The organism is Pseudomonas sp. SJZ079 (assembly GCF_007993865.1).
GTDB lineage: Bacteria > Pseudomonadota > Gammaproteobacteria > Pseudomonadales > Pseudomonadaceae > Aquipseudomonas.
Genome location: NZ_VIUH01000008.1, coordinates 18,104 through 44,414 on the forward strand (window position 1 = coordinate 18,104; position 26,311 = coordinate 44,414).

Here is a 26,311-nt window from a genome sequence, read left to right on the forward strand (position 1 = left end):
CGGCTGCAGGGCATGATAGGTCATCGATCAGGGAGGATGAATTATCCTACAGGATCGTGCCCGGCTTGGGCGGCGAGCTGTGAGCGAGGTGTCTTGCTGACCGTTGCCTGCGGTTTGTCCAGCAAAAACGCCCGCCCTCGGGGGAGGGCGGGCGTCGGCTACAACCAGGTTGGCGCGGGGTTAGCCGGCCAGGCGCAGTTTGTCCGGCTGCTGTTCCTTGGTCCGGCCGTAGACGTCTTCCAGACGCTCGATGTCATCCTCGCCGAGGTAGCTGCCCGATTGCACCTCGATGATCTCCAGCGGGATCTTGCCGGGGTTGGCCAGGCGGTGCACCGCGGTGATCGGGATGTAGGTGGACTGGTTTTCCGTGAGCAGGAAGGTCTTGTCGTTGCAGGTCACCTCGGCGGTGCCGGACACCACGATCCAGTGCTCGGCGCGGTGGTGGTGCATCTGCAGGGACAACTGGGCACCCGGCTTGACCGTGATGTGCTTGACCTGAAAACGCCCGCCCATGTCCACCGAGTCGTAGGAGCCCCAGGGCCGGAACACTTCGCAGTGGCTCTGGGTTTCCTGGCGACCCTGTTCGTTGAGGGAGTTGACCAGGGTTTTGACTTCCTGCACGCGGTCCTTGGGCGCAATCATCAGGGCGTCCTTGGTTTCCACCACGACGATATTGTCCATGCCCAGCACGGTGACCAGCTTGTCGTTGTTGGCGTGGACCATGCAGTTGTGGCTGTCGTGCATCACCACGTCGCCCTTGAGCACGTTGTGGTTTTCGTCCTTGTCGTTGACCTCCCACAGCGAGGCCCAGCAGCCGACGTCGCTCCAGCCAGCGGATAGCGGCACCACGCAGGCCTGTGCGGTTTTTTCCATCACCGCGTAGTCGATCGAGTTGTCCGGGCAGCAGGCGAAGGTGTCGGCGTCGATCAGCAGGTGGTCGCCGTCGACCTGGCTGCGCTCCAGCGCCAGCAGGCAGGTGTCGTAGATATCCGGGTCGTGCTTCTTCAATTCTTCGAGGAAGCGACTGGCGCGGAACAGGAACATCCCGCTGTTCCAGAAGTAATCGCCGGATTCGACGAAGGCACGGGCGCGCTGCTGGTCCGGTTTCTCGACGAATTGCAGCACCCGGTTGATCCCGTCGGGCAGGCTGCTGCGGTCCTGCAGGTCGCAGCGGATATAGCCGTAGCCGGTTTCCGGGGCGGTGGCCGGCACGCCGAACAACACCATCTCGCCACTCTCCGCGGCGACGGTGGCCATGGCCAGGACGCGCTGGAAGGCGCGTTGATCCTTGATCACATGATCGGCAGGCAGCACCAGCATCAGTTCATCGCGGCCTTCGGCCTGCAGCTTCAGGGCGGCGATGGCGACTGCCGGGGCGGTGTTGCGGCCGAAGGGCTCCATGATCAGGCCGTCGACTTCCAGCTGGCAGGCGGCGAGCTGTTCCTGAACGATAAAGCGATGGCCTTCGTTGCACACCACCAGTGGTTTCTGCATGCCTTCGACCGCAAGGCGCTGCAGGGTCTGTTGAAACAGGCTGTGCTGGCCGGTGAGGGCCAGGAACTGCTTGGGAAATTGCTTGCGCGAAAGCGGCCAGAGTCGTGAGCCGCTACCACCTGACAAAATTACCGGAATCATGCTGTCTCTCCTTGAACGATCGGAAGGTATGCCACTTTGTGTGCTTTTTTTATGCGCTCACGCCGTAGGGCCTGGGCGCTGGTTATCCGTTGCCGGGTCATTCCGCGTCTGGGCGCTTGACCCAGACCGGGGCCAGGTTGTCGCCGCTGCCGGTGATGAACAGGCTGACGATTTCCCCGCGGGGCAGGCTGACCGGTTTCAGGTCGCTGACTTTGCGCGAGCCGTCGAACAGCGCCAGGCTGACCTTGACCGGGTTGATCTCGCGATCACCACGGCCCGCGGGTGCGACGCGCTCGACCACATCGGTCTTGCCGTCGGCGGTCTTCAGGGTCAGCGCCTTGTCGCTGAGGTTGTGCACGCGGATCAGCGCCTTCTGCTTGCTTTTGAACACCGGCTCCTCGACCAGCTTGGGGGCGCCGCTGGGCAGGTTGACCAGGGTGTAGTACTGGTCGCCGGCGAGTTTGACCGGCAGGTTCTGGGCGCCGACCTGGGCGCTGTAGTCGCCCTTGGCCAGGTAGCTGAACGCGCTGCTGCCGAGTGGCGCGACAGCGTCGATTCTGGCGCTGCCGAGCGAGGCGCTGACCTCCTGGTTGTCGGCGTTGTAGAGCCGCACGAAGGCCGAGCCTTTCGGTGCGATTGGCGCGTAGAGTGCGGCGTCCCCGGCCTGGCTGGTGTTGAGCGCCAGCAGGCCGGCGAGCAGGGCGCCGGTGTGGACGAAACGACGGGACAGGGTTGGGCGATTCATCGGGTAAGTCTCCATTGACGTGGTTGACGCTCTCTGGTGATGAGCCCGGACGGGCGTGAGGGGGTGGCTGATGCGTTGTCGGATGGGCGGCTCAGGCTGGCCACGCGTTCGCCGCGCCGGGCGGACTGCTTGAGCTGGCTGATCCAGGCCGAATCGAAGCTGCTGAGGTCGTTGCGCATCGGCAGGTAGCGCTCGGGGAACTCCCAGATCACCCATTGCGGCGGGGCGCTCTCGAGTTCCTCGCTTTGCAGGTACTTGAGCATCGGCAGGATCGGCCCGCGACCGTCCTCGGCGTAGTTCAGCAGGTCGCTGCCGAGTGCCTGGCGCAGGGCGCCGGCGAAGTTCCAGTTGGGATTGGCGCTGTAGCTGGTGCCGACCAGCGCGACCGGCACCTGGCTGTCGCCGAACAGGGCGTCGTCCCCGGCAGCGGCGGTGGGTTCGGCCGGTCGGGTCTTGCGCGACTGCAGGCGGTCGGGCGCCGGCAGCAGCTCGGCGAACAACGGGTCCAGCGGCAGGAAGCGGGTCAGGTCGCCGGTGTAGGCCTTGCTGGCCTCCGTTTCGGTGACGAAGGCCTGGGGTTCGCCTTGCAACGGCGCTGCGCGGCGCATGCTGCGGCTCAGCTGCTGCGCCACCACCTCGGCGCCGCGTGGGGTCCAGTGGGTGTCGCCGCGCAGGAACACCGCGCCCTGCTGTTTGGCCTGTTGCAGCGCTTGCAGCAGGTCCGGGGCGAGCAACTTGGCCTGGTGCGCGCGGGCCTGGAAGCGCTGGTACAGGTCGCTGTGCAGGCTGGCCGGCTTGCTTTCGCCGATGTATTCGGGATACAGGCGGGCTTTGGCCGGCACTATGGCCAGGATCAGTTGCACGTTGCGTTCGGCCAGGTGGTGGCGCACGCCCTGGATCAATTCCCAGTTGTCCTGGATATTGCCCTGGGCGTTGGCCACCGGCTTGAACTCTTCATCGCTGTACAGCCAGTCTTCGCGACCCAGCACCACGCCCGGGCGACCCTGGTTGAACAGGCTGTAGTCCAGCGCGGCCCAGAGGTTGGTGCCCAGGCGCTTGATGGGGAATTGCTCGTCGTAAAAGCCTTCGAAGGCCTTGCTCCATTGGCCGCGCAGCAGCTCGGCATCGGCCGGCGCGTCGAACTCGCCGACACTGCGCAGCGACCAGGCGCCGAGGCCGACCAGCAGGCCGATGAACAGGCCGATATACAGGCGTCTCAAGGTAAGCGACATGCCGGTTCTCACTTAAAACTGGAAATACAGGAAGGGTGAGTAGCTCTGCGCCGACAGCTTCAGGATCGACAGGCAGAACAGCAGCAGGATCAGGCTGCGCAGCAGGTAACGCGGCAGCGCGGCGCTCCAGCCGGGCTGCGCAACCAGCACGCCCGCGGGGCTGACGCCGACGCTGGGACCGCCGGCCTGCCGCTCTGCTGGTGGCCTGTTGCGGTAGAACTCACGCAGGCCACAGAACGCCAGGCACAGGTAGGCGATGACCAGGGTGACGACCTGCAGGTCGCTGACGCTGGCGCGGCCCAGCTCCGAGAGCTGCCAGCCGTCGAAGCGGAACATCGCCTCATACAGACGCCAGGCCACGCCGAGGTTTTCCGCACGGAAGATCACCCAGCCGAGCATCACCAGGAGGAAGGTCGCGGCCCACTTCAACGGGTTGAAGGTTCTCGCGGCGGTGTTCAACCCCAGCGCGCGTTCGATCGCCAGCCAGGTGCCATGCCAGGCGCCCCAGATCAGGAAGGTCCAGTTGGCGCCATGCCAGAAACCGCCGAGCAGCATGGTCAGGAACAGGTTGCGGTAGGTGTTGAGGGTGCCGTGACGGTTGCCGCCCAGCGGCACGTAGAGGTAGTCGCGCAGCCAGGTCGACAGGCTGATGTGCCAGCGCCGCCAGAACTCTGTGATCGACTGGCTGATGTAGGGCTGGTTGAAGTTCTCCATGAAGCGGAAACCCATCATCAGGCCGAGGCCGATGGCCATGTCGCTGTAGCCGGAGAAGTCGAAGTACAGCTGCGCGGTGTAGGCGAGCATGCCCAACCAGGCATCGCCGCTGCTGGGGTTGGCCAGGCCGAACAGGTGATCGACCAGCGGCGCCAGGCTGTCGGCGATGAACACCTTCTTGATGAAGCCCTGCATGAAGCGCGTGGCGCCTGCGGAGAACTTGTCGAGGCTGTGGCTGCGCGCGGTGAACTGGTCCGCCAGGTCCTTGTAGCGCAACACCGGGCCGGCGATCAGCTGGGGGAACAGGGCGATGAAGGCGGCGAAATTGATCAGGTTACGGGTCGGTTCGGTGTCGCCCCGGTAGACGTCGATCAGGTAGCTGAGCGACTGGAAGATATAGAAGGAAATACCAATCGGCAGGATCACCTGGGTCAGCAGGAAGGGCTCCAAGCCCGCCGCTTCCATCAGGCTATTGAGGTTGGCCATGCCGAAGTTGGCGTACTTGAAGTAGCCCAGGGTCGCCAGGTTGCCCATTACGCCCCAGGTCACCCATCTGCGGGCGGCTTGGCTGCCAACCCCGGCGCGATGAATACGCAGGCCGAAGCCGTAGTTCCACAGGGTGACTGCGACGAATAGCAGGAGAAAATCCACCCGCCACCAGGCGTAGAACAGATAGCTGCCGATCAGAATCAGCAGGTTGCGATAGCGGTTGCTGCTCAAGTAGTACAGGCCGAGAAAAATCGGCAGGAACAAGAACAGGAACACGTTGGATGAAAACACCATCCGTCTCTCTCCGTTGAATGGCAACTCGTCTGGGGCTCACAGCCCCCCCTTTCCCCCCGCACCGCGGGAGGGTGTTGCGCCGTCCATGGACGGGTTTGCTATGGGCCGAGGTGCGCCGCACAGGTGTTGCCGGTGTTGCTTGTGTTGCCGGTGTCGGCCGCTCAGCTATCGTCCTTGGCCCGTGGGGTGAACACCTGGCTCACGTCGCCGCCGAGGCGGAAGGTGCGGAACGGGCCCATCTCCTGCTGGCGTTGGCGCGCTGCTGCCGAACAGGTGTAGAGCGTGCAGTAGGGCGCCAGCCAGGCGAACTTGGCCGGCTTGCGCAGGTCTTGCATGTCCTGCTGGTGATCGGTCTGCTCCTCGAAGCCGTCCTGCTTCTCGACCCCGGCCATGACCCGTTCGGCCAGGCGCTGCAGGGCGCCGTGGTTCTCTTCGCGCAGGTCGAGTGAATTGGCCTGGGCGAAGGCGGCGATCATGCTCAGCGGCGGCAGGCTGTAGTTGTGGTAGGCCAGGGCGCGTTGCCGGCGTTTCAGTTCGTTGGGCAGGTAGCCCTGCTCATCGACCTGGCCGGCGGCGACCCGGAACTGGGCGACGGACCAGTCGAACAGGTCGCGGCGGTTACTGATCACAGCGGCGGCCATCACCGACCAGGCGGCCCAGTAGCTGTGGTTGTTGATCTTCTCCAGCGGTAGGTCGCTCCAGTCGACCACGGTCTGCTCGGCCAGGCGGACAAACCAGGCCTCGATCCGTTGCGTCTGCTCGGGGTAGCGCGCCAACGGCTGCGAGCTGGAGAACTTCAGGCGCAGGTAGGCGCCGGCCATGCTGCCCAGGGCCCATTTGCGCATCGACTTGCCGGTATGGGTGTACTCGGTGGAGAGCAGTGCATCGGCCTCGGCCCAGCTGTTCAGCCAGCCCAGGGCGCAGCTCAGGTGTTGCGGGCGGCCATCGCGCATGTAACGCATGACTTGCTGGCTGACCCCGCGCTCCAGCTCGGTGATGCTCGCGGTCTGCTCGCGAAAGGCCTGCTCGGCCTCAGGATTGAGGGTGGTTCTGGCCTGGTCCGAGCCCTCGTATTTGCTGCGAAACAGCAATGTGCCGGTATAGGGCGTAGGCGTGCTCGGGCAGGCGTCGGCCTGGTCCTGTTTCTGCTGCTGCGGTACCGGCGCGTAGTAGCCCGACGGCGGGCTCAGCGGGGCCGCGGCCTCGACGGTCAGGCCGCACAGGCTCAGGCTGAACAGGCAGGGGGCGATGAAGCGAGCGATGCGCATAGTCTCAGCCCTCACTCTTGGCCGTCAGCTTGCCGCCGCTGGCAAAGTGGCTGCGTTTGCACAGCTTGGCGTCCACCGTGAGCGCCTGGCTGCCGGCGGCAGGCCCCTGGATATCCAGCGCCAGCAGGTTCTGCTCGGCCCAGTCCTGCTGGTCGCGCAGCTCGAAGGCGAAGCGCCCATTGGTCTCGACGGTGTCGGTTTTTTCCAGCTTGAGTTTTTCCCGGCGGCCGTTCATGTACCACAGGGTGGCCTCGAGGATTTTTACCGAGGGGTCGCTGAAGCGGATGTCCAGCTGGTAGCCGTCGCTGCGCAGGGCCAGCAGCTGTTGCTGACCATTGACCAGCACCTCGTTGCGCCCGGGGCGCAGCCGGGTCTTGTTGGCCAGCACGGCTGGCTTGTCTTCGCAGCCGTTATCCAGCAGGGCCATCATCTGCCGATAGACCTTGTCCTGGTCCAGGCTGTACAGCGGGGAAAATTCCCAGATCAGCACCTTCGGCGGACTCTGCTGAAACTCGTCGCTGGCCAGGTACTCGAGCATGGCGCCTTCCAGGCCGCCGCCGGGGGCCGCGACGTTGAGCACGTCGGCGCCGATGTACTGCTGCAGAAAGCCCTCGAAATTGTAGTTCTTGCCACTGTGGCTGGTGCCGACCAGGGTGATCTGCGGGGTGCTGGCGTCGCCGAACAAGGCGTCGCCGCTAGCCTCGTCCTTCGGCTCGGTGCTGAAGTGGTCGGTGTACTGGGTGGCGTAGCTGCTGCCGCACAGTTGCCCGGCGACGTTATGCAGGGTGCCGGTCTTGCCCATGATGCCTTCCTTGCGGGTGACGAACTCGCGTCGCGGCACCTCGGCAAAGGCCGGGATACGCTTGACCTCTTTGGCCACCAGGCGCGCGGTGCGTTGCGCGCCATAGGGGCTCCAGTGCTGGTCGCCGCGGAAATAGAACGGCTGCTCATGCTGCTCGTCGGTCAGCGGCGTCAGGTCGGGCACCCACAGGCCCAGCTGCTGGAATTTATGCAGGGTGGCGCGGTAGCTCTGCAGGGCTTTGGCGTAGTCGAAGCGCGCGTAGTCTTGCGGGTTCAATTTGCGGCGATTGACCAGGCCCCGAGTCGGTTGATAGACCACCAGCAGCTCGACCCCTTTGCTCTTGAAGGCATCGCGCAGCTCTTTGAGCATGCGATAGCCGGCGGCCGTGGTGCCGAACTCGGTGCGCAGGTCTTCCTGAGTGCGGAACAGCCAGTCCTCCTGAGCTTGCACCAGGGTCAGGAAGTTCTGCTGATAGCGGGTGGTGTAGCGGCTGGCGTCGTGGGCCGCCGGGCACAGGCTGTCGATGGGCTCGGCGCTGAAGCTCGGGCCCGCAGCCGGCACCCCGGCCGGGGTCGCTGGTGCCGCCTGCAGGCCGCCGGCGATGGCGCCGATCGCGATGCCGAGGGTGCCGAGCACGATGCGTTGCGTCAGGGCTGTGCGTTTCAGGTTTGCAGCTTGCATGGGGCTTCCTCAGTCCTGGAGTTCGACTTGGCGTTCGACGGGGTCGATCAGCACGGCTTTCTGTTGGCGCACCAACAGGTCGAGGATTTCTTCCTGGCGCTCGCCGAGGACCCCGTTGAAGCTGATGCCGGTCGATTTGCTCGGGGCCATCAGGTCGACTCGATACAGCTCGACGCTCAGCGGCGAGTCGATCGACAGCGGGCCGGAGCCGTTGCCGGCCAGACGGCCGCCGACCACCAACATCGACACTTGGGTGTCGAAGGGGTCGAGGGCGATGTTGCGGTCGGTGTCGCTGAGATCCTTGATGTGCCCGTAGATGCCGGTCAGGCCGTTGCTGATCGACAGGTTTTCGTACAGGCGCACGTTGACGCTGTTGCGCACGCGGATGCCGTGGCGCCGGTTGCCGATGATGCGGTTGCCCCACAGCAGGTTATCCGGGCTCTCGTACACCGTGATGCCGTCGGAGTGGTTGCGGTAGATCTGGTTGTAGGCGACCAGGTTGTTGACGCTGTTGCGGTCGATCACCAGGCCGGAGAGCTGGTTGTCGTAGACCCGGTTATTGAAGATCCAGCTGTCATTGACCTCGCGGGAAATGATGATGCCGTGCTTCTTCTGGGTACCGAATACGCTGTTGTCGGCGATGATCAGGCCGTGTGAGCGGTCATGCGGGTCGATGCCGTAGACCACGTTGTCGCGGTAGGTGTTGCCCTTGATCACCACGTCGCGGGCTTCGTAGCAGTAGAAGCCGTAGTACATGTCGACGAAGTTGGAGTCGATCAGCCAGCCGGTGGGCTTGGCGCGCTGCATGCGCTTGTGCATGTTCGGCGTGTACTGGGAAATACTCACGCCGTAGGACTTGCTGGTCTGGTAGCCGAAGCTGGTCAGGGTGCTGTTGACTATGTAGGTCTCGGTGCCGCCCCAGGCCAGCAGGAAGGGGCGGAATTCACTGGCTTTACGGAAGGTCGCCGGGCCGTTGTCGGCCTCGCGCCAGGCGCTGATCTTGCTGTCGGTGACGAACAGCTGGCCATCGTTGACCAGGAAGGCGCCGCGCTCCTGGGACAGGCGCAGTTCCTCGGTCTGCTTGTCGATGTGCAGGGTCGCGCCTGCCGCCACCACTATCGGCAGGCGCGCCAGGTAGACCCCTGGCGCGCTGCTGCTGAAGTACTGTTTCGGCAGCTGGCTGGCCAATTGGCGGAGGTTGACGTAGCCGCCTTCGATGAAGATCGCCTGGGGAATGCCGTGTTGCCGCTTGACCCATTCGGCCATGCGGTTGTCGCCGCCGATAAAGTCTTTCAGCGCGGTTTGCTGCAGCATGCGCCGCAGCGTGACGCGGCCGCCCGGCTTGCGCACGATCTTCGCCTGCACCGCCGCCGCGGTGTAGCCACTGAGGTCCGGCAGTTGCGGCGTGTCGATGTTCAGCGGTTCGACCGGCGGACTGGTCACGGTGTAGGTCTTGGCCGTGTGCAGTTCCTGGGTGGTCTGCGGCGCCCGTGACTCATGTCGTGACTGATCCCGTTGATCGGTCTGTGACTCAGTCCGTAATTCGGTCCGTGACTCGGCCAGGGTCCAGCCGCTGACCAGCAGCAGGGCGCCGGCCAGCCAGGGCAGGGCGCGTGCGCGCGTCTGGGGCATGCGGTACTTGAGTTTCATAGGTCGTGCATTCCCGGTTTGCATCAGTAGCGCCAGATGACGTCGACGAAGGCGCGGTGCATCAGCGAGTCGGCCTCGCTGCCGTAGGCGTCGCCCGGTTTGAAGGCGCCACCGCGAAAGCGCAGCAGCGCCGAGGGCTCGTCGATCGTCTGGCTCAGCGAGGCCGGTAGCAGGCCCTGCTTGAAGTACTTGGTGACCACCAGGTCGACCTCCTGACCGAGGTCTTTGTCGCCATTGACCAGGCTGGCATTGATGCCGCTGTCGCCGATCGGCTGCTCGCCGTCGACCCGCCACAAGCGGTGGTACACCAGGCTGGCGTCGTAGTCCTCGCGTACCTGCCAGGAACCGAACAGGGTGGCGGCCTGCAGGTTGCTCAGCTCGCCGCGAAAGGCCTCGCCGAAGCGATGCACGCGCGAGCGGGTGCCGGTGAAGCTGGAGCGGTTACTCTGCAGCCCGGTCTGTTGATAGTTGCTCGAACCGTCGTCGCCACCGCCGCCGCTGCCCCGGGCGTAGGCCGCACCGACTTGCCAGCTGGGGTCCAGACGCAGGCGGATGCCCAGGTCGCTGCCCCAGGCGTTGACGTCGCCGCTCTGTTTGCCGACGGCAATGCGCTGATCGCCGCTACCGGTGGTGCTCAGGCGTTCGCGATCACCGCTCAGCCAGGCGAGGCTGGCCCAGTAATTGACTGGGTTCTGGTTGCGGAAGTTGTAGGCATCGCTGTTGGCGGAGAGACCCAGCCAGGTGAGGTCGCCGGTGCTTCGCTTGTCCAGCTCGTCGACCGCTTCACCGGGGCTGCGCAACTGGCCATCGCCGCGGCTGTGGTGGGCGTTCACCCCGAACCAATGGCCGGGGGTCCATTGCGTGGCCGCATCGGCGAACAGGTGCAGGCGATCCTCGTCTTCGGCGGCCAGCTCGTCGAGGTCGGTGCGGTATTCGCTGAAGCGCTCGGCCACGCCGAGGTTGGCCCGCAGCAGGGTGGTGTCGAAGGTCCAGTTCAGCGCCTCGATGTTAGTGTCGCGCCACTGGCTGTCGTCGTTGCGCAGGCGCTGGCGACCGAAACGCAGTTGCTCGCCGGGGTAGGCGGTGAGGCCGGAGTAGCCGAGCCAGAATTCGCGCAGGGCCAGGTAGCTCTTGTCGGGTTGCCGGCCGTCGTCGCTGCTGGCGGAATCGCCGTCGAGGGTATTGGGCTGCAGGGTGTCGGTTTCGATGATGTCGCTGGCGCTCACGGCCTGGCCCATGGCATAGGCGCTCCAGTTGCCGCGTTGGCCATAGACCCAGGGGCGCAGGTCGAGACCGAGGCCCTCGACGTCGCCGCCATCACGGGTGCCGAGGTCGCGGTCATCCTCCGATTGCGCGGTGATCTTCACGTCGAGGCCGAAGTGCTTTTCGTTACTCGGCGCGGCCCAGACTATCTGGCTGGAGAGCAGGGTGGCGCTCAGGCCGAGACTGGCGTTCATCCAGTGCTTGAGTTTCATGGCGTGTCCTCTCCTGTTTGTCTGAGCCCGGCTTGGCGGGCGAGTGCGTCCTGCTGGAATGTGCCGCGCAGTTGCTGTTCTTCGCCTAACAGGCGTTGCGCTTCGGCGCGCGCGGCGGCGGATAACTGCGCTTCGATTTCCGCGGCCAGCAGCGGCGCTTCGGGTTTTTCGCGGAGCACGGCCAGCTGGCTGAACACATAGGCGTTGACCAGGTTGGGTTTGATCCCGCGACCTTGGCTGAACAGCTGGGCGAGGGCGAAATCGGCGCTGTTCTGGCCGCCGCGCGCGGCAGTGAGCAGGTGTTGCAGGGCTTGCTCGGGGTCGACATGGCCGAGGTAGCCGCGGCGATACAGCTGGCCGAGGTAATAGTGGGCGCTGACTTCGCTGGCGGCCGCCTTGAGCAGGTGTTGCTCGGCTTTTTGCGGGTCCCTCGGCAGTAACTTGCCCTCGTAATACAGCTTGCCCAGCAGCAGTTCCGCACGCGGCAGTGCGGCATTGCGACCCTGTTCGAGGTAGCCGAGCAGTTGCTCGATGTCACCCAGAGCGGGGAAGTCGTAGAGCAGCTGGGCCAGGCTGACCCAGGCGGCGGGGTAGCTCGGAGCTATCTGCTCGAGCAGCTGTTGCGCGGTTTTATGGTCCGGCGTACCCAGCGCCGGGTCGGCCAGTACCAGGGCCACGTCGTCGACCCGCTGGGCCGGTACCGCGCCGCTGCGATAGGCGCTTTGCAATTGCTCCAACAACGCGGCCTGCCGCTCGCCCTGGCCGCGCTTCTGGTACACGGTGGCCAGTTCCACGTAGCACGCATCCGCGCTGCTCAGCGCCTGTTTGCAGATGCGCTCGACATCCTCCAGATGCTGGTCGTAGTTGCCCTGGGCGCGATAGAGCATCAGCTGGGCCAGCTCTGCTTGCGGGTAGCCGGCGGCACGCCACTGGTTAATCCGCTGCTGCACGCTGACCGAGGGGAAGCTCTGGGGGTACTGCAGGTAGAGCATGGTCAGGGCCAGCAAGGCACTGTCTTGACCACCGCTGAGGGCCTGCTCGAGCAACCGCTCGGCCTCCTGACGTTGGCTATCGCTGGCGTTGGCTTTCTGCACCAGCAACTTGCCCAGTCGCGCGGCGGCGCGCGGCGAGCTATCCGCCGCCTGCCGGTAGGTGGCTTCGGCCTGGCGCAGCAACTCGGGGTCGCCACTGCTCTGCTGGATATCGGCCAGGCCGACTTGCGCATCGGCGTAGCCCAGCGCGGCGAGTTGCCGATAGTTCTGTTCGGCCGTCGCAGTATCGCCGTTCTGCAGGGCCTGATTGGCCAGGCGTTGATCGGGCAGACCGGCGCAGCCTGCCAGGCTCAGCGCAGCGACCAGCAGCAGGTGTTGCGGTTGAGTGTGAGCCACGCGCATGTCCTCCTCAGAGCCCCGCGGCCGTGGCTTTGTCGAGCAGCCAGTCGAGCGAGGGGCCGCGATCGCTGCTGACTTCCACCGGGCGGCCGGCGAGGGCGCTGTCCAGCGCCTGGTCCGGCTGGATCTGCACGCGAATGTCGGACGACAGGTTGTCGCCGTCACTCAGGCGGCTGCTGATGATCTTGCCGCGGCGCAACTCAGTCTCGCCGGCGACCTGGAAGCTGACCCGCAGGCCGGGTTTGATTTCGTTGAACTTGCTGTAGGGGAAGCGCGCCTCGATGGTTGCCTGGCTGTCACGCGGCACCAGCTGGAAGATCGCCTGGCCCTTGCTGGCGAACTGGCCGTCGGCCACCAGCTGGCTGGCCACGCTGCAATCGCAGGGGCTGGTCAGGGTGCCTTTCATCTGCTTGCCGAACAGGCTTTCGACGTTGGCCGGGTTGATCTGCTCCTGGTCCAGATGGCCCTTGAGCATCTCCAGCATGGACGCACTGAAGGTGGCGATGGGCGCGCCCTTGTCGATCCGGCCGTCGGCCCCGACCAGGCTCTGCACCGTGCCTTCACGGGGCATGGTGACCTGCATGGCGGGCACGCTGACCATGCCGGACTGGGCATGGGTGACGAAGTACAGGGCGTACACCGACTTGAAGATAAAGCCGAAGGCGGCCAGGCCGACCAGGAACAGCGCCAGGCTGAACGTCACCGCGCGCAGACGCCGCAAAGCGCCCATGCCGGCCGCGCCGGTTTTGTCCTTGCGCGCCTTGGTGAAGTTGTCCCGCTGCAAGGTGGTCAGCAGTTCGCCGACGCTGACCAGCTCGCCACTCAGGTGGGCGGTGATCAGGTGGCGCAGGGTGGTGATCTCGCGCGGTTTCATGTTGTGAAACTGGCAACCGACCCGGCCGTTGTCGACCGAACGCAGCTGAAACTCGACGTCGATGGCCAGGCTGAGGTTGTCGATGACAAACAGCAGTTTGCCTTTATGGTGATCACCGACCTGCACCGGGATCTTGCTGGCGTCATAGCTGAAGCCGCCGGCCGAGATATCCAGCAGGTTCTGTTCGACTACTTCACGGTTTTTGCCGATAAAGCGGATCTTGGCTGGGAGCTTGACCCGCGCATGCTGGCGCTGGGCTTCCGACTCATGCACCACATTGAGGTTGACGGCGGTATTCATGGCGATATTCCTACTCAAAAGTCACTAATTCCATTCATGTCCGCTCACACCACCAGCAGCAGCGCGGCAATGAATACGCTGGCGGCGGAGAAGGTCATGGTTCGGGACGACCAGGTGTTGAACCAGCGCTGAAAGCTGGCCAGGTCACGGTTCAGTTTGGTCGGCTGACGGGTCCAGGATTGCTGGTCGAGGCGGAAGAACACGTAGATCTTCACCAGTGCCCCGACGATCTGGTTGTAATACAGAATCACCGGGTAAGCCGGGCCGATGCGGTGCCCGCTGACCGACAACAACAGGGTCAGGATCAGCCGCGTGGTGCCGATCCACAGCAGGTAGATCAGCAGGAAGGCGATGCTGTATTTGATGCTGGCGATGATCGCCACGGCGAGGCCGAGCAGGCAGGTCCACATCGACACACGCTGGTCGAACAGCACCAGACTGGTGAACAGGCCCAGGCGCTTGCTGCCCAGCTTCATGGCCCGCGAGTTCTGCCGCAGGTTGTTGCCATACCAGCGGAACATCAGTTTGCGACTGGCCTTGATGAAGCTCTTTTCCGGCGGGTGCTCGACCGTGTGGATCGCCGTGTCCGGCACGTAAAAGGTGTCGTAGCCCAGACGCATCAAGCTGTACCAACTGGACTTGTCATCGCCGGTGAGGAACTTGAAACGGCCGAGGCGCCAATGGTCCAGCGAGTCGCTTTCGACGTCGGCGATGAACTCCGGGTCGGTGATCACCTGGGCGCGGAACACCGACATCCGTCCGGTCAGGGTCAGCACGCGCTTGGACAGGCCCATCGAGCACATGTTGAGGTGGCGCTGGGCGAAGCGCAGCTTGTGCCACTCACTCATGATGTAGCTGCCACGAACCTCGCAGAACTCGTTGGTGGTCAGCCCGCCAACGTTGGCGAACAGCTTGAAGTAGGGCGCGGTGGCCCGGACGATACCGGGCTGCAGGACACTGTCGCCGTCGATCACCGCGACCACCGCGTCCTGGTCCGGCAGGTGCCGGGAGATCGCGCGGAAGCCGTGGGCCAGGCCATCGCGCTTGCCGGTGCCGGCAATCCGTACGAAGTCCAGGGTGACATGCGCCGGCGGGTTGTATTTCTCCCACAGGCTCTTGACCAGGAACTCATCGGACAACTCGACGATCGAGCAGACCACGGTGGTCGGGTAGCCGCAGGCGATGGCTTCGAGGATCACCGATTGATACACCTGCGCGGTGGTCAAGGCGTCGATGCGGAAACTGGTGACCATCAGGAACACGTGCGACGGATCGGCCGCCTGACCCAGTTGTTTGGCTTTACGCCGGTGGCGTGGAAACACCACGTAGAGGAACAGGATGCCGCGCAAGAAATGCATGGCCCCCATCGAATAGCGCCAGATACCCACGGCACCGATCAGGAACAGGAAGTCCTTCGACTCCGGGTCGAAGACTGTTCTGGGCAACGCCAGGGCAATCCCCATCAATAAGCTGAGGTAGAACAGCCAGCCGGCGGCTTCAGCGAGACCCTGCTTGAGCCTATCCATCTGTGTATTCATCCTGTGTTTCGGGCATGCCTACGGCGGGTGGGCGCGGTTGTCCGCGCCCACCCGCGAGACGCAGGCCGCAGTGGGTTGAGGCTGGTGGGTGAGCGGCTACTGGGAGTGACTGGCACATGGCGGCATGGACCTAATCGTCAGCAGCGCGAGTCGTTACCAGCAGATGCCTTCGCTGGCGCCACTGCTGGCGTGGGCCATGAAGCCCACCAGATCGACCACCCGCTTGCCCTCGGGGGCCTGCTGGGCCAAGACTCTGAACTGCTCATCACGGTTGCCCAGGACGATGATCTCGGAGTTGGCGATCACCTGCGCCAGGTCGCTGTTGAGCAGCGACGACACATGCGGAATCTTCGACTCGATGTAGTCCTTGTTGGCCCCGTAGACCCGCGCATATTCGACGTTGCTGTCGTAGATGCTCAGGTCGAAGCCCTTGCCGATCAGCATCTCGGCCAGTTCGACCAGGGGGCTTTCACGCAGGTCGTCGGTGCCGGCCTTGAAGCTCAGGCCGAGCAAGGCGACCTTGCGCTTGTCGTGGCTGGCGATGATGTTGAAGGCGTTCTGCACCTGCGCCACGTTGCTGCGCATGATCGAGCCGAGCATCGGGTGTTCCACGTCCAGCTGGCTGGCGCGGTAGGTGAGGGCGCGCACGTCCTTGGGCAGGCAGGAACCGCCGAAGGCGAAGCCGGGGCGCATGTAGTACTGCGACAGGTTCAGGGTCTTGTCCTGGCAGACCACGTCCATCACCTCGCGACCATCGACGCCGACCGCCTTGGCGATGTTGCCGATCTCGTTGGCGAAGGTCACCTTGGCCGCATGCCAGACGTTGCAGGTGTACTTGATCATCTCGGCGACTTCGATGTCCTTGCGGATGATCGGTGCGTCGAGTTCACGGTAGAGCTCTTCGAGAATATCGCCGGACTGAGTGTCCAGCTGACCGATCACGGTCATCGGCGGCTGATCGTAGTCCTTGATCGCGGTGCTTTCGCGGAGGAACTCGGGGTTGACCGCCACGCCGAAGTCGACCCCGGCTTTTTTCCCGGAGCAGTCTTCGAGGAGCGGAATCACCACGTTTTTCACCGTGCCCGGCAGTACCGTGCTGCGCACCACGATGGTATGGCGTTCAGTCTTGTCGCGCAGGACGCGACCGATTTCGCGGCACACCGATTCGATATAGTTGAGTTCAAGATCGCCGTTCTTCTTGCTCGGCGTACCGACGCAGATGAACGACATTTCGCTGTCGCGCACCGCGTCGGCAAAGTCGGTGGTGCCGCGCAGCAGGCCGGAGTTAATCCCCTTCTTTAGCAACGCCTCTAAGCCGGGTTCGACGATAGGCGATTTGCCCTTATTAATTAGGTCGATCTTGGCGGCGGAGATGTCCACGCCAATTACTTCATGACCGCGGGAAGATAAGCAGCCGGCACAGACTGCACCCACGTAACCCAAACCAAAAATGCTGATGCGCATCGCACTTACCTCGTCCGTTTATTGCGAAATTAACAGTGGCCAAGTTGGCCATGTCCATGGGTTAAACTTGCGTTGATGACGCGTTTTAATTAATTCAGGCACAAGCAGTACATGACTCCGGTTAGTGGAGCCTGAACGGGGCTTTAGAGATATGGCGCGCCCTCTAGGTCTTGAGCAGAGTGCCATTAGGCGCTGGCTCGTTAGTCTTAACCGGTCATGTAAGTGCTGAGGTGTCTCCTTTCATCTCGCCGCAACTTTATTGCGATTAAAACCTCCGTCGGCGCATGCCAGTTGAGGTTGAAAGTTTCAGTCTTGATCACGTGGAAAGTTACGTGGCCAGATGTGTTACGAGGGTAAGAGCATGACTCTCTGCGGATAGTTCCTACCACTCATCCTGTTTTTTTCAGGTTATGAGTTTCGGTCGGTTCTGCAGTGATTGCACTGTGATGGCAACTCGAAGTTGGGTATTGCAAAATGCAATGAAACTTAAAAGTTCAATGTATTTAACGTTTAATGAGTGGCGGAGTTGCGCTGGCTAATGGCCGGCACGGTAAGTTGATTAACTCAGCTGCGGATGGCGAAGAACGGCAAGTTGCCATCAACGGCTCAGGCGCCGAGACTGACTAATCGAACTGGCCATGCAGGGTGCTGGCAGCGCAGCCGAACGGGAACGGGCCAGGGCGGCCCGTGCGCGCGAGGGAGGGGGAGTCAGTCTTGTGGCTGGTCGCGCAGGAACACCAGCTTGTCGGCCTTGGACTGCTCGGCCGAATAACGGTAGCCCTGGTAGTTGAAGTCCTTGAGGCCTTCGGGGTTGCTCAGGCGTTCCTTGATCACGTAACGACTCATCAGGCCACGGGCCTTCTTGGCGTAGAAGCTGATGATCTTGTATTGGCCGTTTTTCAGGTCCCTGAATTCGGTGTCGATGATCCGCCCGTTCAGGGCTTTGCGCTTCACCGCGCCGAAATACTCAGTGGAGGCGAGATTGAGCAGCACCTCGTCGCCCTGAGCGGCCAGTGCCTGGTTGAGCCAGTCGCTGATGCGCTCGCCCCAGAAGGCATATAGGTCCTTGCCGCGTGGGTTGGCCAGTTTGCTGCCCATTTCCAGGCGGTAGGGTTGCATCAGGTCCAGCGGGCGCAGCACGCCGTACAGGCCGGAGAGCATGCGCAGGTGCTGCTGGGCGAAGGTGAAGTCGTCTTCGCTGAAGTCTTCGGCGTTCAGGCCGGTATACACATCGCCCTTGAAGGCCAGCAGCGCCTGCTTGGCATTGTCCGGGGTGAAGGTCGGGGTCCAGCTGCCGAAACGCGCCGCATTGAGCCCGGCGAGCTTGTCCGAGAGGTGCATCAGCTCGGCGATCTGCGCCGGGCTGAAGTCGCGCAGCAGGGCGATCAGGTCCTGGGCGTGATCGAGGTGTTCGGGCAGGGTGAAGCGTTGGGTCACCGGCGCGGTCTGGTAATCGAGGGTCTTGGCCGGGGAAATCACCATCAACATACAGCGTTGCTCCTAAAAGTCTGGGCGTGATTCTAGGGTCTGTTGCCGTTTCATTGCGAGCCGCGTTGCCGTGAGAAATGGCCCCCGATTAGGCGCAGGACGCAGGTAATGGTCATTCCCTTGCCAAGTCCTGCAACAACAGCGGGGGCCATTTCCCGCGCAACCCGAAGGGCCGGGCCTGTTTTTTGCGCGATGCGGCGTTTCTCGTCGCTCATTTGGAACAACCAAACCGCGCTCCTCGTGCCTTGCCTCGCGCAAAAACAAGCTACGGCGCGGCCGCGAATGAAACGGCAACAGACCCTAGGCCGAGTGGCGGTCGTGGCTCTACCTATTAAGGCTATGGGTTGACCTGGGTGCTGCCCTGGGGTTGTAGTCTACCCGGGTCGAATCCTTCAAGGAGCCGTCATGAGCCCCTGCAATCACTCCCGCTGGGAGCCCTCCCACGATTACCGGCCACTGGAAAGCACCGCCGAACGTCAGGCCTGGCGGGTGGCTGCCCTGACCGGCGCGACCATGCTGGTGGAGATCGCCGCGGGTTATGCCTTCAATTCCATGGCCCTGCTCGCCGATGGCTGGCACATGGCCTCGCACATGCTCGCCATCGGTCTGACGGCCTTGGCCTACCTGCTGGCGCGGCGCTATGCCGATGACCGGCGTTTCGCCTTTGGCACCTGGAAGGTGGAGGTGCTCGCCGGTTTCGCCAGCGCGATCCTGCTGTGGGTGGTGATCATCATGCTGGCGCTCGAGTCGCTCTGGCGCCTGTGGCAACCGCAGGTGATCGCCTTCGATCTGGCCTTGGCGGTGGCGGTGATTGGTCTGCTGGTCAACCTGGCGTCGGCCTGGCTGCTGCGCGATCAGCACCAGCACAGCCATGGCCACGCTCACGAACACGACCACGACCACAAGCATGCTGCAGCGGGACGTGACCTCAACCGACATGCGGCCTTCCTGCATGTGCTGGCCGATGCGTTGACCTCGGTGGCGGCGATTATCGCGCTGCTCGGTGGCCTGCTGTACGGCTGGAGCTGGTTGGACCCGCTGATGGGTGTGGTGGGTGCGCTGATCATCGCGCTATGGGCCAAGGGCTTGCTGATCGAGACCGCCAAGGTGTTGCTCGATCGCGAGATGGACAGCCCGGTGGTGGCGCGCGTGCGTGCGGCCTTGGCCCAGGAACCGGATACCGAATTGGCGGACCTGCACCTATGGCGTGTCGGCCGGGCGCAATTTGCCTGCATCGTCAGTGTGGTGACCCATGGGGGCAGTTCGGCCGATCGCTATAAGGCCCGCTTGACCGGGATTCGCGAGCTGGTGCATGTGACCGTGGAGGTCAATCGCTGCGGCCAGGCCGGGCCGCTGCAGGCAGGCTAGACGCGGAAATTCTGCGGCAACGTCGCCGATAGAACTTTTGACTTTAGCGGGGCATTGGCGAGGTGCCAAGGGCTATTCGTCCAAGTGAAAAATAAAGGTCAAAAATCTGAAAAACTCGTTTGCCTGTCACCGGTTTTGGAGTATCTAAAAGACAGACCGCCGAATCCTGCAGACAGGTGGCGTCAATTTGCTATCACCTGTTTTGCACCTTCTCAGCTGCGTTTGAGAGTTCGACGGTTCCCCGCGGCGGAGCGCTGTTCTGGCATTCCGTCGCTTGGCTCCTACCAGAAGGTGACCGAGTATGGATGACCACGGACGCTCAAAGCCCACCGCTCCAACCCTCTACGCCCTCGACACCAACGTCCTGATCCACGATCCAAACGCATTGCTGAATTTCCAGGAACACCACGTCGCCATCCCCATGACCGTGCTGGAGGAACTGGACAAGCTGAAAACCGGTAAGCAAGGTGTGGCCGCCGAATGCCGTCAGGCCATTCGCCTGATCGACAAGATCCTTGGTGGCGCAACACCCGAGGAAGTGGAACTGGGTGTACCGATTCAACGCGAGAAGAGCGGGCCTTGTGGTTTCCTGTCGATCCTCATGAGCAAAAGTGCTTCACCGATTACCTGGCTGCCGGAAGACCTCAACGACAACAAGATCATCAACCAGCTGGTCGAGCTGAAATCGCGTCGACCGGGCATGTCCGTGGTTCTGGTGACCAAGGACATCAACATGCGCCTCAAGGCGCGCGCCTGTGGTATCGACTCGGAGGACTACCACACCGACCAGCTGGTCGATGACGTGTCGCTGCTGTCGCAGGGTTATCACAACATGGCTGGCTCGTTCTGGGACCGGGTGAGCACCGTCGAGACCCGTCAGGAGCATGCTCGCACCTGGCACCGGGTGCAGCTCACCGACAATCTGCCGGCGGTGCACGTCAATGAGTTCATCATCGACGAACAGGGCTTCGTCGGCTGGATCAAGGGCATCGAGCAGGGCCAGCTGCTGATCCTCGACCTGCACCAGGAGCCGCTGCTGCACCAGGAGGCCTGGGGCCTGCGGCCACGGGATATCTACCAGGCCCTGGCGCTGTACGCCTTGCTCGACCCGGACATCCACCTGGTCAACCTGTCCGGCGCGGCCGGTTCGGGCAAGACCATCCTGGCCCTGGCCGCGGCCATCGAGCAGACCATGGTCAGCAAGCGCTACCGGCGCATCATCGCCACCCGCAGCGTGCAGGGCCTGGACCAGGAGATCGGTTTCCTGCCCGGTACCGAGGCGGAGAAGATGGAACCCTGGCTCGGCGCCATCACCGACAACCTCGAAGCACTGCACATGGATGACGAGAACACCCACGGCAGCGTCGACTACATCCTGCAGAAGGTGCCGTTGCAGTTCAAATCGCTGAACTACATCCGCGGACGCAGTTTCCAGCAGAGCCTGATCCTCATCGACGAGTGCCAGAACCTCACCCCGCACCAGATGAAGACCATCATCACCCGTGCCGGCAGCGGCTCCAAGGTGGTTTGTCTGGGTAACCTGGCGCAGATTGATACGCCCTACCTGTCGGCGCCCAGCTCGGGCCTGACCTACTTGACGGAGCGCTTCAAGGATTTCTCCCACGGCGTGCATATCACCCTGCAAGGTGTACCGCGCTCGATCCTGGCGGAATACGCCGAAAGCCATATGTAACTCCTCTCTCGACCACCGTCCTCCAAGTCTTCAGCCTGGAGGACGGGACGGTCCATCATGCGTCGGGCGTTCGCTGGCTCGGCAGCTCTCTGCTTGGGTCGCGCGGCGCTTATCCATACTCAAGCGGATAACTGAGCAGGCATTCACGGGTGCCGGAAACTGACTCGCGGGTTTACAATCGGCCGATACCCGCCTGGAGCTAGCCCGTGTTAACCCATCTCGATTCCCAAGGTCGCGCCAATATGGTCGATGTCAGTGATAAAGCCCTGACCGTCCGTGAAGCCGTGGCCGAAGCACTGGTGCGCATGCGCCCGCAAACCTTGCAGATGATCGTCGAGGGCGATCACCCCAAGGGCGACGTATTCGCCGTGGCGCGCATCGCCGGTATTCAGGCGGCGAAGAAAACCGCCGACCTGATCCCGCTCTGTCATCCGCTGATGCTGTCCAGCATCAAGGTCGAGCTGCAAGCCTGTGGCAGCGACGCGGTGCGCATTCAAGCGCGCTGCAAACTGAGCGGTCAGACCGGGGTGGAAATGGAGGCACTGACCGCCGCCAGCATCGCCGCGTTGACTATCTACGACATGTGCAAGGCGGTGGATCGCGGCATGGTCATCGAGAACGTGCGCCTGCTGGAGAAAGTCGGCGGCAAGAGTGGCCATTTCAAGGTGGAAGAACCCACTGTCGAGGATGCACCATGATTCGCGTGCAGTATTTCGCCCGTTACCGCGAGGCCCTGGGCCTGGACGGCGAGCAGCTGAGCGACAGCCAGGGCTTCGCCACGCTTGACGACCTGCGCCAACACCTGCTGGCCCGTGGCGGGGTGTGGCAGGTGCTGGCCGAGCAGAACCTGATGTGCGCGCGCAATCAGGAGTTGTGCAGCCTCGATGAGCCGTTGAGCGAAGGCGACGAAGTGGCCTTCTTCCCCACCGTGACCGGAGGCTGAAGATGAGCATTCGCGTTCAGCCAGAACCCTTCGATCCCGGGGTCGAAACCAATGCCCTGCATGCGGCGAACGTCGGGGTCGGCGCGGTGGTCAGCTTCGTCGGCTATGTCCGCGACTTCAACGACGGGCGCGAAGTCGGTGGCATGTTCCTCGAACACTTCCCCGGCATGACCGAGAAGGCCCTGGGCAAGATTGCCCAGGAGGCCGGGCAACGCTGGCCGCTGCTGAATATCCAGATCATCCACCGCATCGGCCGCCTGGAGCCGGGCGAGCCCATTGTCTTCGTCGGCACCGCCAGCGCCCATCGCCAGGCCGCATTCGACGCCTGCGCCTTCGTCATGGACTACCTGAAAACCCGCGCACCGTTCTGGAAGAAGGAAGACACCGCCGAGGGCCCGCGCTGGGTCGAAGGCCGCAGCAGCGATCAGAGCGCCGCCGAGCGTTGGCACAAGTAAGTGCAGCAAGGCCCGCGCGATGTTCCGCTCCTCGGCTGCGTCGCACGGCCTACGACAATCGGTTGCACATGGCCTGTTGACGATGTGTACATATAAGTCCAGTATGGACTTTAAAGTATAAGTCGAGACCGGCAAATGACCTGTCCTCATGCGTTACCCCGCGACAACTTTTCGCTCAGGCGCAGACCTGATGCGCCTTTCTTCTGTCTTGCAGTAACCCCCAGTACCTTGTTCGTCCGCGGCGTCTTGCCGGGGGCGTGGGGTACGTCACTCACTCAGCAGGAATCATCACAATGAAGAAACTCGCCATATTGGGCGGCCTTGCCCTGAGCTTGATTGCCGCCAATCTGTTTGCCGCCGAAAGGCCGCTGCGTCTGGGTATCGAGGCGGCCTATCCGCCCTTCGCGTTCAAGACCGCCGACGGTCAGATCGACGGCTTCGACCACGACATCGGTATCGCCCTGTGCGCCGAGATGAAGGTCGAGTGCACCTGGGTCGAGCAGGAGTTCGACGGCCTGATCCCCTCGCTGAAAGTGAAGAAGGTCGACGCCATCCTGTCGTCCATGACCATCACCGCCGAGCGCCGCAATTCGGTCGACTTCACCAACAAGTATTACTACAGCCCGGCGCGTCTGGTGATGAAGGCCGGCAGCGAGGTCGATGCCGACTTCAGTAACCTCAAGGGCAAGCGCATCGGCGTTCAGCGCTCGAGCACCACCGACCGTTTCGCCAGCGCGGTACTGGCGGCCAAGGGCGTGGAAGTGGTGCGCTACAGCTCGCAGAACGAAATCTACCTGGACCTGATTTCCGGCCGCCTGGATGGCACCCTGGCCGATGCCATCCCGGTGAATGAGGGCTTCCTGAAAACCGATAACGGCAAGGGCTTCGCCTTCGTCGGCCCGTCCTTCACCGATCCCAAGTACTTCGGTGAAGGCGCCGGCATCGCCGTGCGCAAGGGCGACAGCGAGCTGCTGGGCAAGTTTAATGCGGCGATCAAGGCGATCCGTGACAACGGTGAGTACCAGAAGATTCAGGCCAAATACTTCGACTTCGATATCTACGGCGACTGACGGCGCCGGGCACGCATAAAGCCGCGCACTGCGCGGCTTTTTGCGTTTGGCGTGGAAGTGCTGCAGTTAGTGGCGACTGGCTGAAGGCTATTGGTTGTAACCGCTCAGGCTGCAGCAACAAGCCTGCCCCTTTTGCTCCAGGCCGACTCGCGTGGTCTGGCGCCCGGTTCAACGCCGGCTGATGACCACTTCGAGGTATTCACTCGGCACCACCAGCGATCCTGCACCCGCCCGATTCATGCGGTTCAGCAGTTCTGTCAGGTCGCGCTCCAGGGCCCCGGCGCCGTCGGCGGGCAGGGCGGCGAACGCCTTGTGAATCGGTCCGTACCAGGTGCGGAAGACCTCGATGAAGTGCGCAGCCGAGCGGTAGCGGAAGTTGAACAGTCGTCGCGTAACCGCGATCGCAGTGGCGCGCTTGCCGAAGAGTGTCTGCAGGTGCGCTTCGACGCCCCACAGCGAAGGCGGTTGCGCGCCCGCCGCTGGTGGCAAATGGCGGCCCAGCGTCTTGAACAGCTGGCCGATAAAGCCTTCGGGAGTCCAGTTGGCTAGACCGATTCGCCCCCCAGGGCGGCACACCCGCGCCAGTTCGTCGGCCGCCTTTGCCTGGTCGGGGGTGAACATTACGCCAAAGGTGGAAAGCACGGCATCGAAGCTGGCGTCCACGAAGGGCAGTGCCTCGGCGTCGGCCACCTGAAAACTCGCTTCGAGGCGCTCTGCCCGCGCGCGCTCTTTACCGCGTTCGAGCAGGTCGGCCACGTAGTCGGTCGAGGTCACTCGGCATCCTCGGCGCGCGGCGGCGAGCGTGGCATTGCCGTTGCCGGCGGCCACGTCGAGTACGCGTTCATCGCAACGCAGGTCGCATGCCTCGGCCACGAGTTCTCCAACGAGCTGCAAGGTGGTGCCGATCACGGCATAGTCGCCGCTGGCCCACGAAGCCATTTGGCGGTTTTTCAGGGCGCTGAAATCGATGGGGTTGTTCATGCTGCCTGACTCCTGGTGTGCTGCAATCGGTGTCCGGTATACGCGGACAAACTGGCTGTCCAGGCCGGTGGCCGCCGATCGACCGTCGGCCCGGGCGGACTACTCCGCAGTGGTCGGATCGATGATGGCGGTGACCTGGGAAACGCGGTTTGCCGGAAAGCCGCCGAGCTTGGCGTGCTCCCTGATAAGTTCCTCGCTCGGGGCGATATACACGCAGTAGATCTTGTCGCCGGTGACATAGCTTTGCAGCCACTGCACCTGTGACCCTAACTCGCCGAGCGCCCGACAGGACTTTTGCGAGATCGCTTTCAGGTCCCGCTCTGAAAGCTTTCCAGCGTCTGGAATCTCACGCTCAATGATGAACTTCGGCATGGCAACCTCCATTTTGTGGATGACGGAAACACGCAATACTCAGTGGGGGGCATGGGCTGCGTGCCGCACAACTATCGCGCTCAGAGGCGTCGGCGTCCTGTCCGCGCGTCGGCCATGCCTGTCCAATCGTCCGCCGCTGGTCGGTTGTCGCCCGCGCCTGCGGCTGAACGTGGGTAGCGGCTGCCCATTCATCCGGCCAACTGGCATCGGACCCGCGCACCCCTAGGCGCGGTGCCCAGACACGCTCAAAATCAGAGGCATCCAGCCGGCGTGGGGAGCAAGCATGGCAACAGCAGACATTGCGGCGTCGATGCTAGGGCGGCGTCCTCAGACCTGCATTCACGGCGCCGTAGCGGCCACGGCGCGCTGCGACGGCGGCTGATGGACGCCTTGTCGGAGACCCTGCGCGTGGTGCGCATGGTCGGTGCGATTTTCATCAATGCCCGCTTCACTGCGCCCTGGTGCTATCAGTCACCGCGCGCCGACTCGGTGGCGGCGCTACTGGAGCCAGGTGCCGAGCGCGTGGTGATCTTCCACCTGATCACCGATGGCGAGTGTTACGTCGAACTCGACAATGAGCCGCCGCTGCGTCTGGTGGCAGGCGACGTGGTGCTTTTTCCGCAGGGCGACGCGCATCGCATGAGCTCTCAACCCGGGCTTGCACCCGCCTCAGGCGCGCGTCTGGATGCAGTACTGTCGCGCCGACCGCGCCAGCTGTCCTACGGCGGTGGCGGCCCGAGCACGCGCCTGGTGTGTGGCTACCTGGCGTGCGATGCGCGCCTGGCGGGGATGTTGCTGGCGGGATTGCCTGCGCTGGTCAGGGTCAACGTGCGCGGATCGAGCGCCGGTATCTGGCTGGAAACCTCGGTGCGCTACGCGCTGACCGAGGCGCGCTCACCGCGACCCGGCGGCGCCGGCGTGCTGGCGAAACTGGCCGAGGTGCTGTTCATCGAGGTCCTGCGCCTGTACATGAATGAGCAGGGCGAGGGGCGTACCGGTTGGCTGGCGGGGGTGGGCGACCGGGTCGTCGGCGCGGCGTTGAACGCGCTGCACAAGCGCCCCGCCCATGGCTGGACCCTGGAGGAACTGGCGCGTACGGCGGGCACCTCGAGGTCGGTGCTGGCCGAGCGCTTCCAACAGCTGGTCGGGAGCTCGCCGATGCAGTACCTGACGCAATGGCGCATGCTGCTTGCCGCCAGTCTGTTGCGGCGCAGCAATGCCCCGTTGGCGCACATCGCCGAGGAGGTCGGTTACCAGACTGATACGGCGTTCAGCCGGGCCTTTCGCCGCGAGTTCGGTTCACCGCCGGCGGCCTGGCGCCGCAGGCAGTCGACGCGCGAGCCGCTGCGATGAGCGCCTTTTGCCATGCAATTGGTTCGCCGTAGCACT

22 protein-coding genes are annotated in these 26,311 nt (G+C 63.5%); 7 read left to right on the forward strand and 15 right to left on the reverse strand.

Going from position 1 to position 26,311, the window contains the following annotated elements; genetic code table 11:
- Positions 1–180 precede the first annotated feature (180 nt).
- The 13 genes from FBY03_RS09600 to yaaA form a co-directional block, all read right to left on the reverse strand.
- On the reverse strand, positions 181–1,635 hold the full coding sequence (locus tag FBY03_RS09600; RefSeq protein ID WP_147171972.1) for a mannose-1-phosphate guanylyltransferase/mannose-6-phosphate isomerase: 1,455 nt from the start codon (positions 1,633–1,635) through the stop codon (positions 181–183).
- 97 nt (positions 1,636–1,732) lie between these two features.
- Positions 1,733–2,380 carry an alginate O-acetyltransferase AlgF gene (locus FBY03_RS09605; RefSeq protein WP_147171973.1) on the reverse strand — a complete coding sequence of 216 codons (648 nt, stop codon included), beginning with the start codon at positions 2,378–2,380 and terminating at the stop codon, positions 1,733–1,735.
- A complete protein-coding gene (locus FBY03_RS09610; RefSeq protein ID WP_147171974.1) occupies positions 2,377–3,612 on the reverse strand; it encodes an alginate O-acetyltransferase in 1,236 nt (411 codons plus the stop codon). The genes FBY03_RS09605 and FBY03_RS09610 overlap by 4 nt, the downstream gene beginning before the upstream one ends.
- A gap of 12 nt (positions 3,613–3,624) precedes the next feature.
- Positions 3,625–5,109 carry an MBOAT family protein gene (locus tag FBY03_RS09615; protein ID WP_147171975.1) on the reverse strand — a complete coding sequence of 495 codons (1,485 nt, stop codon included), beginning with the start codon at positions 5,107–5,109 and terminating at the stop codon, positions 3,625–3,627.
- Between the two features lie 161 nt (positions 5,110–5,270).
- Entirely contained in the window at positions 5,271–6,377 is a 1,107-nt protein-coding gene (locus FBY03_RS09620; protein WP_147171976.1) for a mannuronate-specific alginate lyase, read from the reverse strand.
- 4 nt (positions 6,378–6,381) lie between these two features.
- Entirely contained in the window at positions 6,382–7,860 is a 1,479-nt protein-coding gene (locus FBY03_RS09625) for an alginate O-acetyltransferase (RefSeq protein WP_147171977.1), read from the reverse strand.
- 9 nt (positions 7,861–7,869) lie between these two features.
- A complete protein-coding gene (gene algG / locus FBY03_RS09630) occupies positions 7,870–9,510 on the reverse strand; it encodes a mannuronan 5-epimerase AlgG (RefSeq protein ID WP_256677902.1) in 1,641 nt (546 codons plus the stop codon).
- Positions 9,511–9,533: 23 nt separating this feature from the next.
- Entirely contained in the window at positions 9,534–10,985 is a 1,452-nt protein-coding gene (locus FBY03_RS09635) for an alginate export family protein (RefSeq protein ID WP_147171978.1), read from the reverse strand.
- Positions 10,982–12,379, reverse strand: a complete 1,398-nt coding sequence (gene algK, locus FBY03_RS09640) for an alginate biosynthesis TPR repeat lipoprotein AlgK (protein WP_147171979.1) — start codon at positions 12,377–12,379, stop codon at positions 10,982–10,984. Before algK ends, FBY03_RS09635 begins: the two co-directional genes overlap by 4 nt.
- Before the next feature lie 7 nt (positions 12,380–12,386).
- The gene (locus FBY03_RS09645) at positions 12,387–13,550 is read right to left on the reverse strand and encodes an alginate biosynthesis protein Alg44 (RefSeq protein ID WP_147171980.1); all 1,164 of its coding nucleotides are present in this window, start codon (positions 13,548–13,550) and stop codon (positions 12,387–12,389) included.
- 44 nt (positions 13,551–13,594) lie between these two features.
- The gene (gene alg8 / locus FBY03_RS09650; protein WP_147171981.1) at positions 13,595–15,076 is read right to left on the reverse strand and encodes a mannuronan synthase; all 1,482 of its coding nucleotides are present in this window, start codon (positions 15,074–15,076) and stop codon (positions 13,595–13,597) included.
- A gap of 165 nt (positions 15,077–15,241) precedes the next feature.
- Positions 15,242–16,552 carry a GDP-mannose 6-dehydrogenase gene (gene algD, locus FBY03_RS09655; protein ID WP_147171982.1) on the reverse strand — a complete coding sequence of 437 codons (1,311 nt, stop codon included), beginning with the start codon at positions 16,550–16,552 and terminating at the stop codon, positions 15,242–15,244.
- 708 nt (positions 16,553–17,260) lie between these two features.
- Positions 17,261–18,040, reverse strand: coding sequence for a peroxide stress protein YaaA (gene yaaA / locus FBY03_RS09660; RefSeq protein ID WP_147171983.1), 780 nt, complete (start codon positions 18,038–18,040; stop codon positions 17,261–17,263).
- Positions 18,041–18,445: 405 nt separating this feature from the next.
- Between yaaA and dmeF the strand changes: the two genes are divergently transcribed.
- The 6 genes from dmeF (at position 18,446) to FBY03_RS09690 (ending at position 23,569) form a co-directional block, all read left to right on the forward strand.
- Positions 18,446–19,408: a CDF family Co(II)/Ni(II) efflux transporter DmeF gene (gene dmeF, locus FBY03_RS09665; RefSeq protein ID WP_147171984.1), complete on the forward strand. Its 963-nt coding sequence runs from the start codon at positions 18,446–18,448 to the stop codon at positions 19,406–19,408.
- 301 nt (positions 19,409–19,709) lie between these two features.
- Positions 19,710–21,101, forward strand: coding sequence for a PhoH family protein (locus tag FBY03_RS09670; RefSeq protein WP_147171985.1), 1,392 nt, complete (start codon positions 19,710–19,712; stop codon positions 21,099–21,101).
- A gap of 206 nt (positions 21,102–21,307) precedes the next feature.
- Positions 21,308–21,799 carry a cyclic pyranopterin monophosphate synthase MoaC gene (gene moaC, locus FBY03_RS09675; RefSeq protein ID WP_147171986.1) on the forward strand — a complete coding sequence of 164 codons (492 nt, stop codon included), beginning with the start codon at positions 21,308–21,310 and terminating at the stop codon, positions 21,797–21,799.
- The gene (moaD, locus tag FBY03_RS09680; protein WP_025164996.1) at positions 21,796–22,044 is read left to right on the forward strand and encodes a molybdopterin converting factor subunit 1; all 249 of its coding nucleotides are present in this window, start codon (positions 21,796–21,798) and stop codon (positions 22,042–22,044) included. The genes moaC and moaD overlap by 4 nt, the downstream gene beginning before the upstream one ends.
- Positions 22,045–22,046: 2 nt before the next feature.
- On the forward strand, positions 22,047–22,499 hold the full coding sequence (moaE, locus tag FBY03_RS09685) for a molybdopterin synthase catalytic subunit MoaE (RefSeq protein ID WP_147171987.1): 453 nt from the start codon (positions 22,047–22,049) through the stop codon (positions 22,497–22,499).
- A 293-nt stretch (positions 22,500–22,792) separates the two neighbouring features.
- The gene (locus FBY03_RS09690; protein ID WP_147171988.1) at positions 22,793–23,569 is read left to right on the forward strand and encodes an ABC transporter substrate-binding protein; all 777 of its coding nucleotides are present in this window, start codon (positions 22,793–22,795) and stop codon (positions 23,567–23,569) included.
- A 168-nt stretch (positions 23,570–23,737) separates the two neighbouring features.
- Here the strand turns inward: FBY03_RS09690 and FBY03_RS09695 are convergent, their stop codons facing one another.
- Complete coding sequence (locus FBY03_RS09695) at positions 23,738–24,550, reverse strand: class I SAM-dependent methyltransferase (RefSeq protein WP_147171989.1); 813 nt, start codon at positions 24,548–24,550, stop codon at positions 23,738–23,740.
- Positions 24,551–24,649: 99 nt separating this feature from the next.
- Positions 24,650–24,922, reverse strand: a complete 273-nt coding sequence (locus FBY03_RS09700) for a DUF4242 domain-containing protein (protein WP_147171990.1) — start codon at positions 24,920–24,922, stop codon at positions 24,650–24,652.
- A gap of 381 nt (positions 24,923–25,303) precedes the next feature.
- Between FBY03_RS09700 and FBY03_RS09705 the strand changes: the two genes are divergently transcribed.
- Entirely contained in the window at positions 25,304–26,275 is a 972-nt protein-coding gene (locus FBY03_RS09705) for an AraC family transcriptional regulator (protein WP_147171991.1), read from the forward strand.
- Positions 26,276–26,311: the final 36 nt, after the last annotated feature.

Bases quoted from the DNA above. Each gene is read 5' to 3' on its own strand.
- FBY03_RS09600 (WP_147171972.1), bottom strand. From the start codon at position 1,635: ATGATTCCGGTAATTTTGTCAGGTGGTAGCGGCTCACGACTCTGGCCG.
- FBY03_RS09605 (WP_147171973.1), bottom strand. From the start codon at position 2,380: ATGAATCGCCCAACCCTGTCCCGTCGTTTCGTCCACACCGGCGCCCTG.
- FBY03_RS09610 (WP_147171974.1), bottom strand. From the start codon at position 3,612: ATGTCGCTTACCTTGAGACGCCTGTATATCGGCCTGTTCATCGGCCTG.
- FBY03_RS09615 (WP_147171975.1), bottom strand. From the start codon at position 5,109: ATGGTGTTTTCATCCAACGTGTTCCTGTTCTTGTTCCTGCCGATTTTT.
- FBY03_RS09620 (WP_147171976.1), bottom strand. From the start codon at position 6,377: ATGCGCATCGCTCGCTTCATCGCCCCCTGCCTGTTCAGCCTGAGCCTG.
- FBY03_RS09625 (WP_147171977.1), bottom strand. From the start codon at position 7,860: ATGCAAGCTGCAAACCTGAAACGCACAGCCCTGACGCAACGCATCGTG.
- algG (WP_256677902.1), bottom strand. From the start codon at position 9,510: ATGAAACTCAAGTACCGCATGCCCCAGACGCGCGCACGCGCCCTGCCC.
- FBY03_RS09635 (WP_147171978.1), bottom strand. From the start codon at position 10,985: ATGAAACTCAAGCACTGGATGAACGCCAGTCTCGGCCTGAGCGCCACC.
- algK (WP_147171979.1), bottom strand. From the start codon at position 12,379: ATGCGCGTGGCTCACACTCAACCGCAACACCTGCTGCTGGTCGCTGCG.
- FBY03_RS09645 (WP_147171980.1), bottom strand. From the start codon at position 13,550: ATGAATACCGCCGTCAACCTCAATGTGGTGCATGAGTCGGAAGCCCAG.
- alg8 (WP_147171981.1), bottom strand. From the start codon at position 15,076: ATGGATAGGCTCAAGCAGGGTCTCGCTGAAGCCGCCGGCTGGCTGTTC.
- algD (WP_147171982.1), bottom strand. From the start codon at position 16,552: ATGCGCATCAGCATTTTTGGTTTGGGTTACGTGGGTGCAGTCTGTGCC.
- yaaA (WP_147171983.1), bottom strand. From the start codon at position 18,040: ATGTTGATGGTGATTTCCCCGGCCAAGACCCTCGATTACCAGACCGCG.
- dmeF (WP_147171984.1), top strand. From the start codon at position 18,446: ATGAGCCCCTGCAATCACTCCCGCTGGGAGCCCTCCCACGATTACCGG.
- FBY03_RS09670 (WP_147171985.1), top strand. From the start codon at position 19,710: ATGGATGACCACGGACGCTCAAAGCCCACCGCTCCAACCCTCTACGCC.
- moaD (WP_025164996.1), top strand. From the start codon at position 21,796: ATGATTCGCGTGCAGTATTTCGCCCGTTACCGCGAGGCCCTGGGCCTG.
- moaE (WP_147171987.1), top strand. From the start codon at position 22,047: ATGAGCATTCGCGTTCAGCCAGAACCCTTCGATCCCGGGGTCGAAACC.
- FBY03_RS09690 (WP_147171988.1), top strand. From the start codon at position 22,793: ATGAAGAAACTCGCCATATTGGGCGGCCTTGCCCTGAGCTTGATTGCC.
- FBY03_RS09695 (WP_147171989.1), bottom strand. From the start codon at position 24,550: ATGAACAACCCCATCGATTTCAGCGCCCTGAAAAACCGCCAAATGGCT.
- FBY03_RS09700 (WP_147171990.1), bottom strand. From the start codon at position 24,922: ATGCCGAAGTTCATCATTGAGCGTGAGATTCCAGACGCTGGAAAGCTT.
- FBY03_RS09705 (WP_147171991.1), top strand. From the start codon at position 25,304: ATGGACGCCTTGTCGGAGACCCTGCGCGTGGTGCGCATGGTCGGTGCG.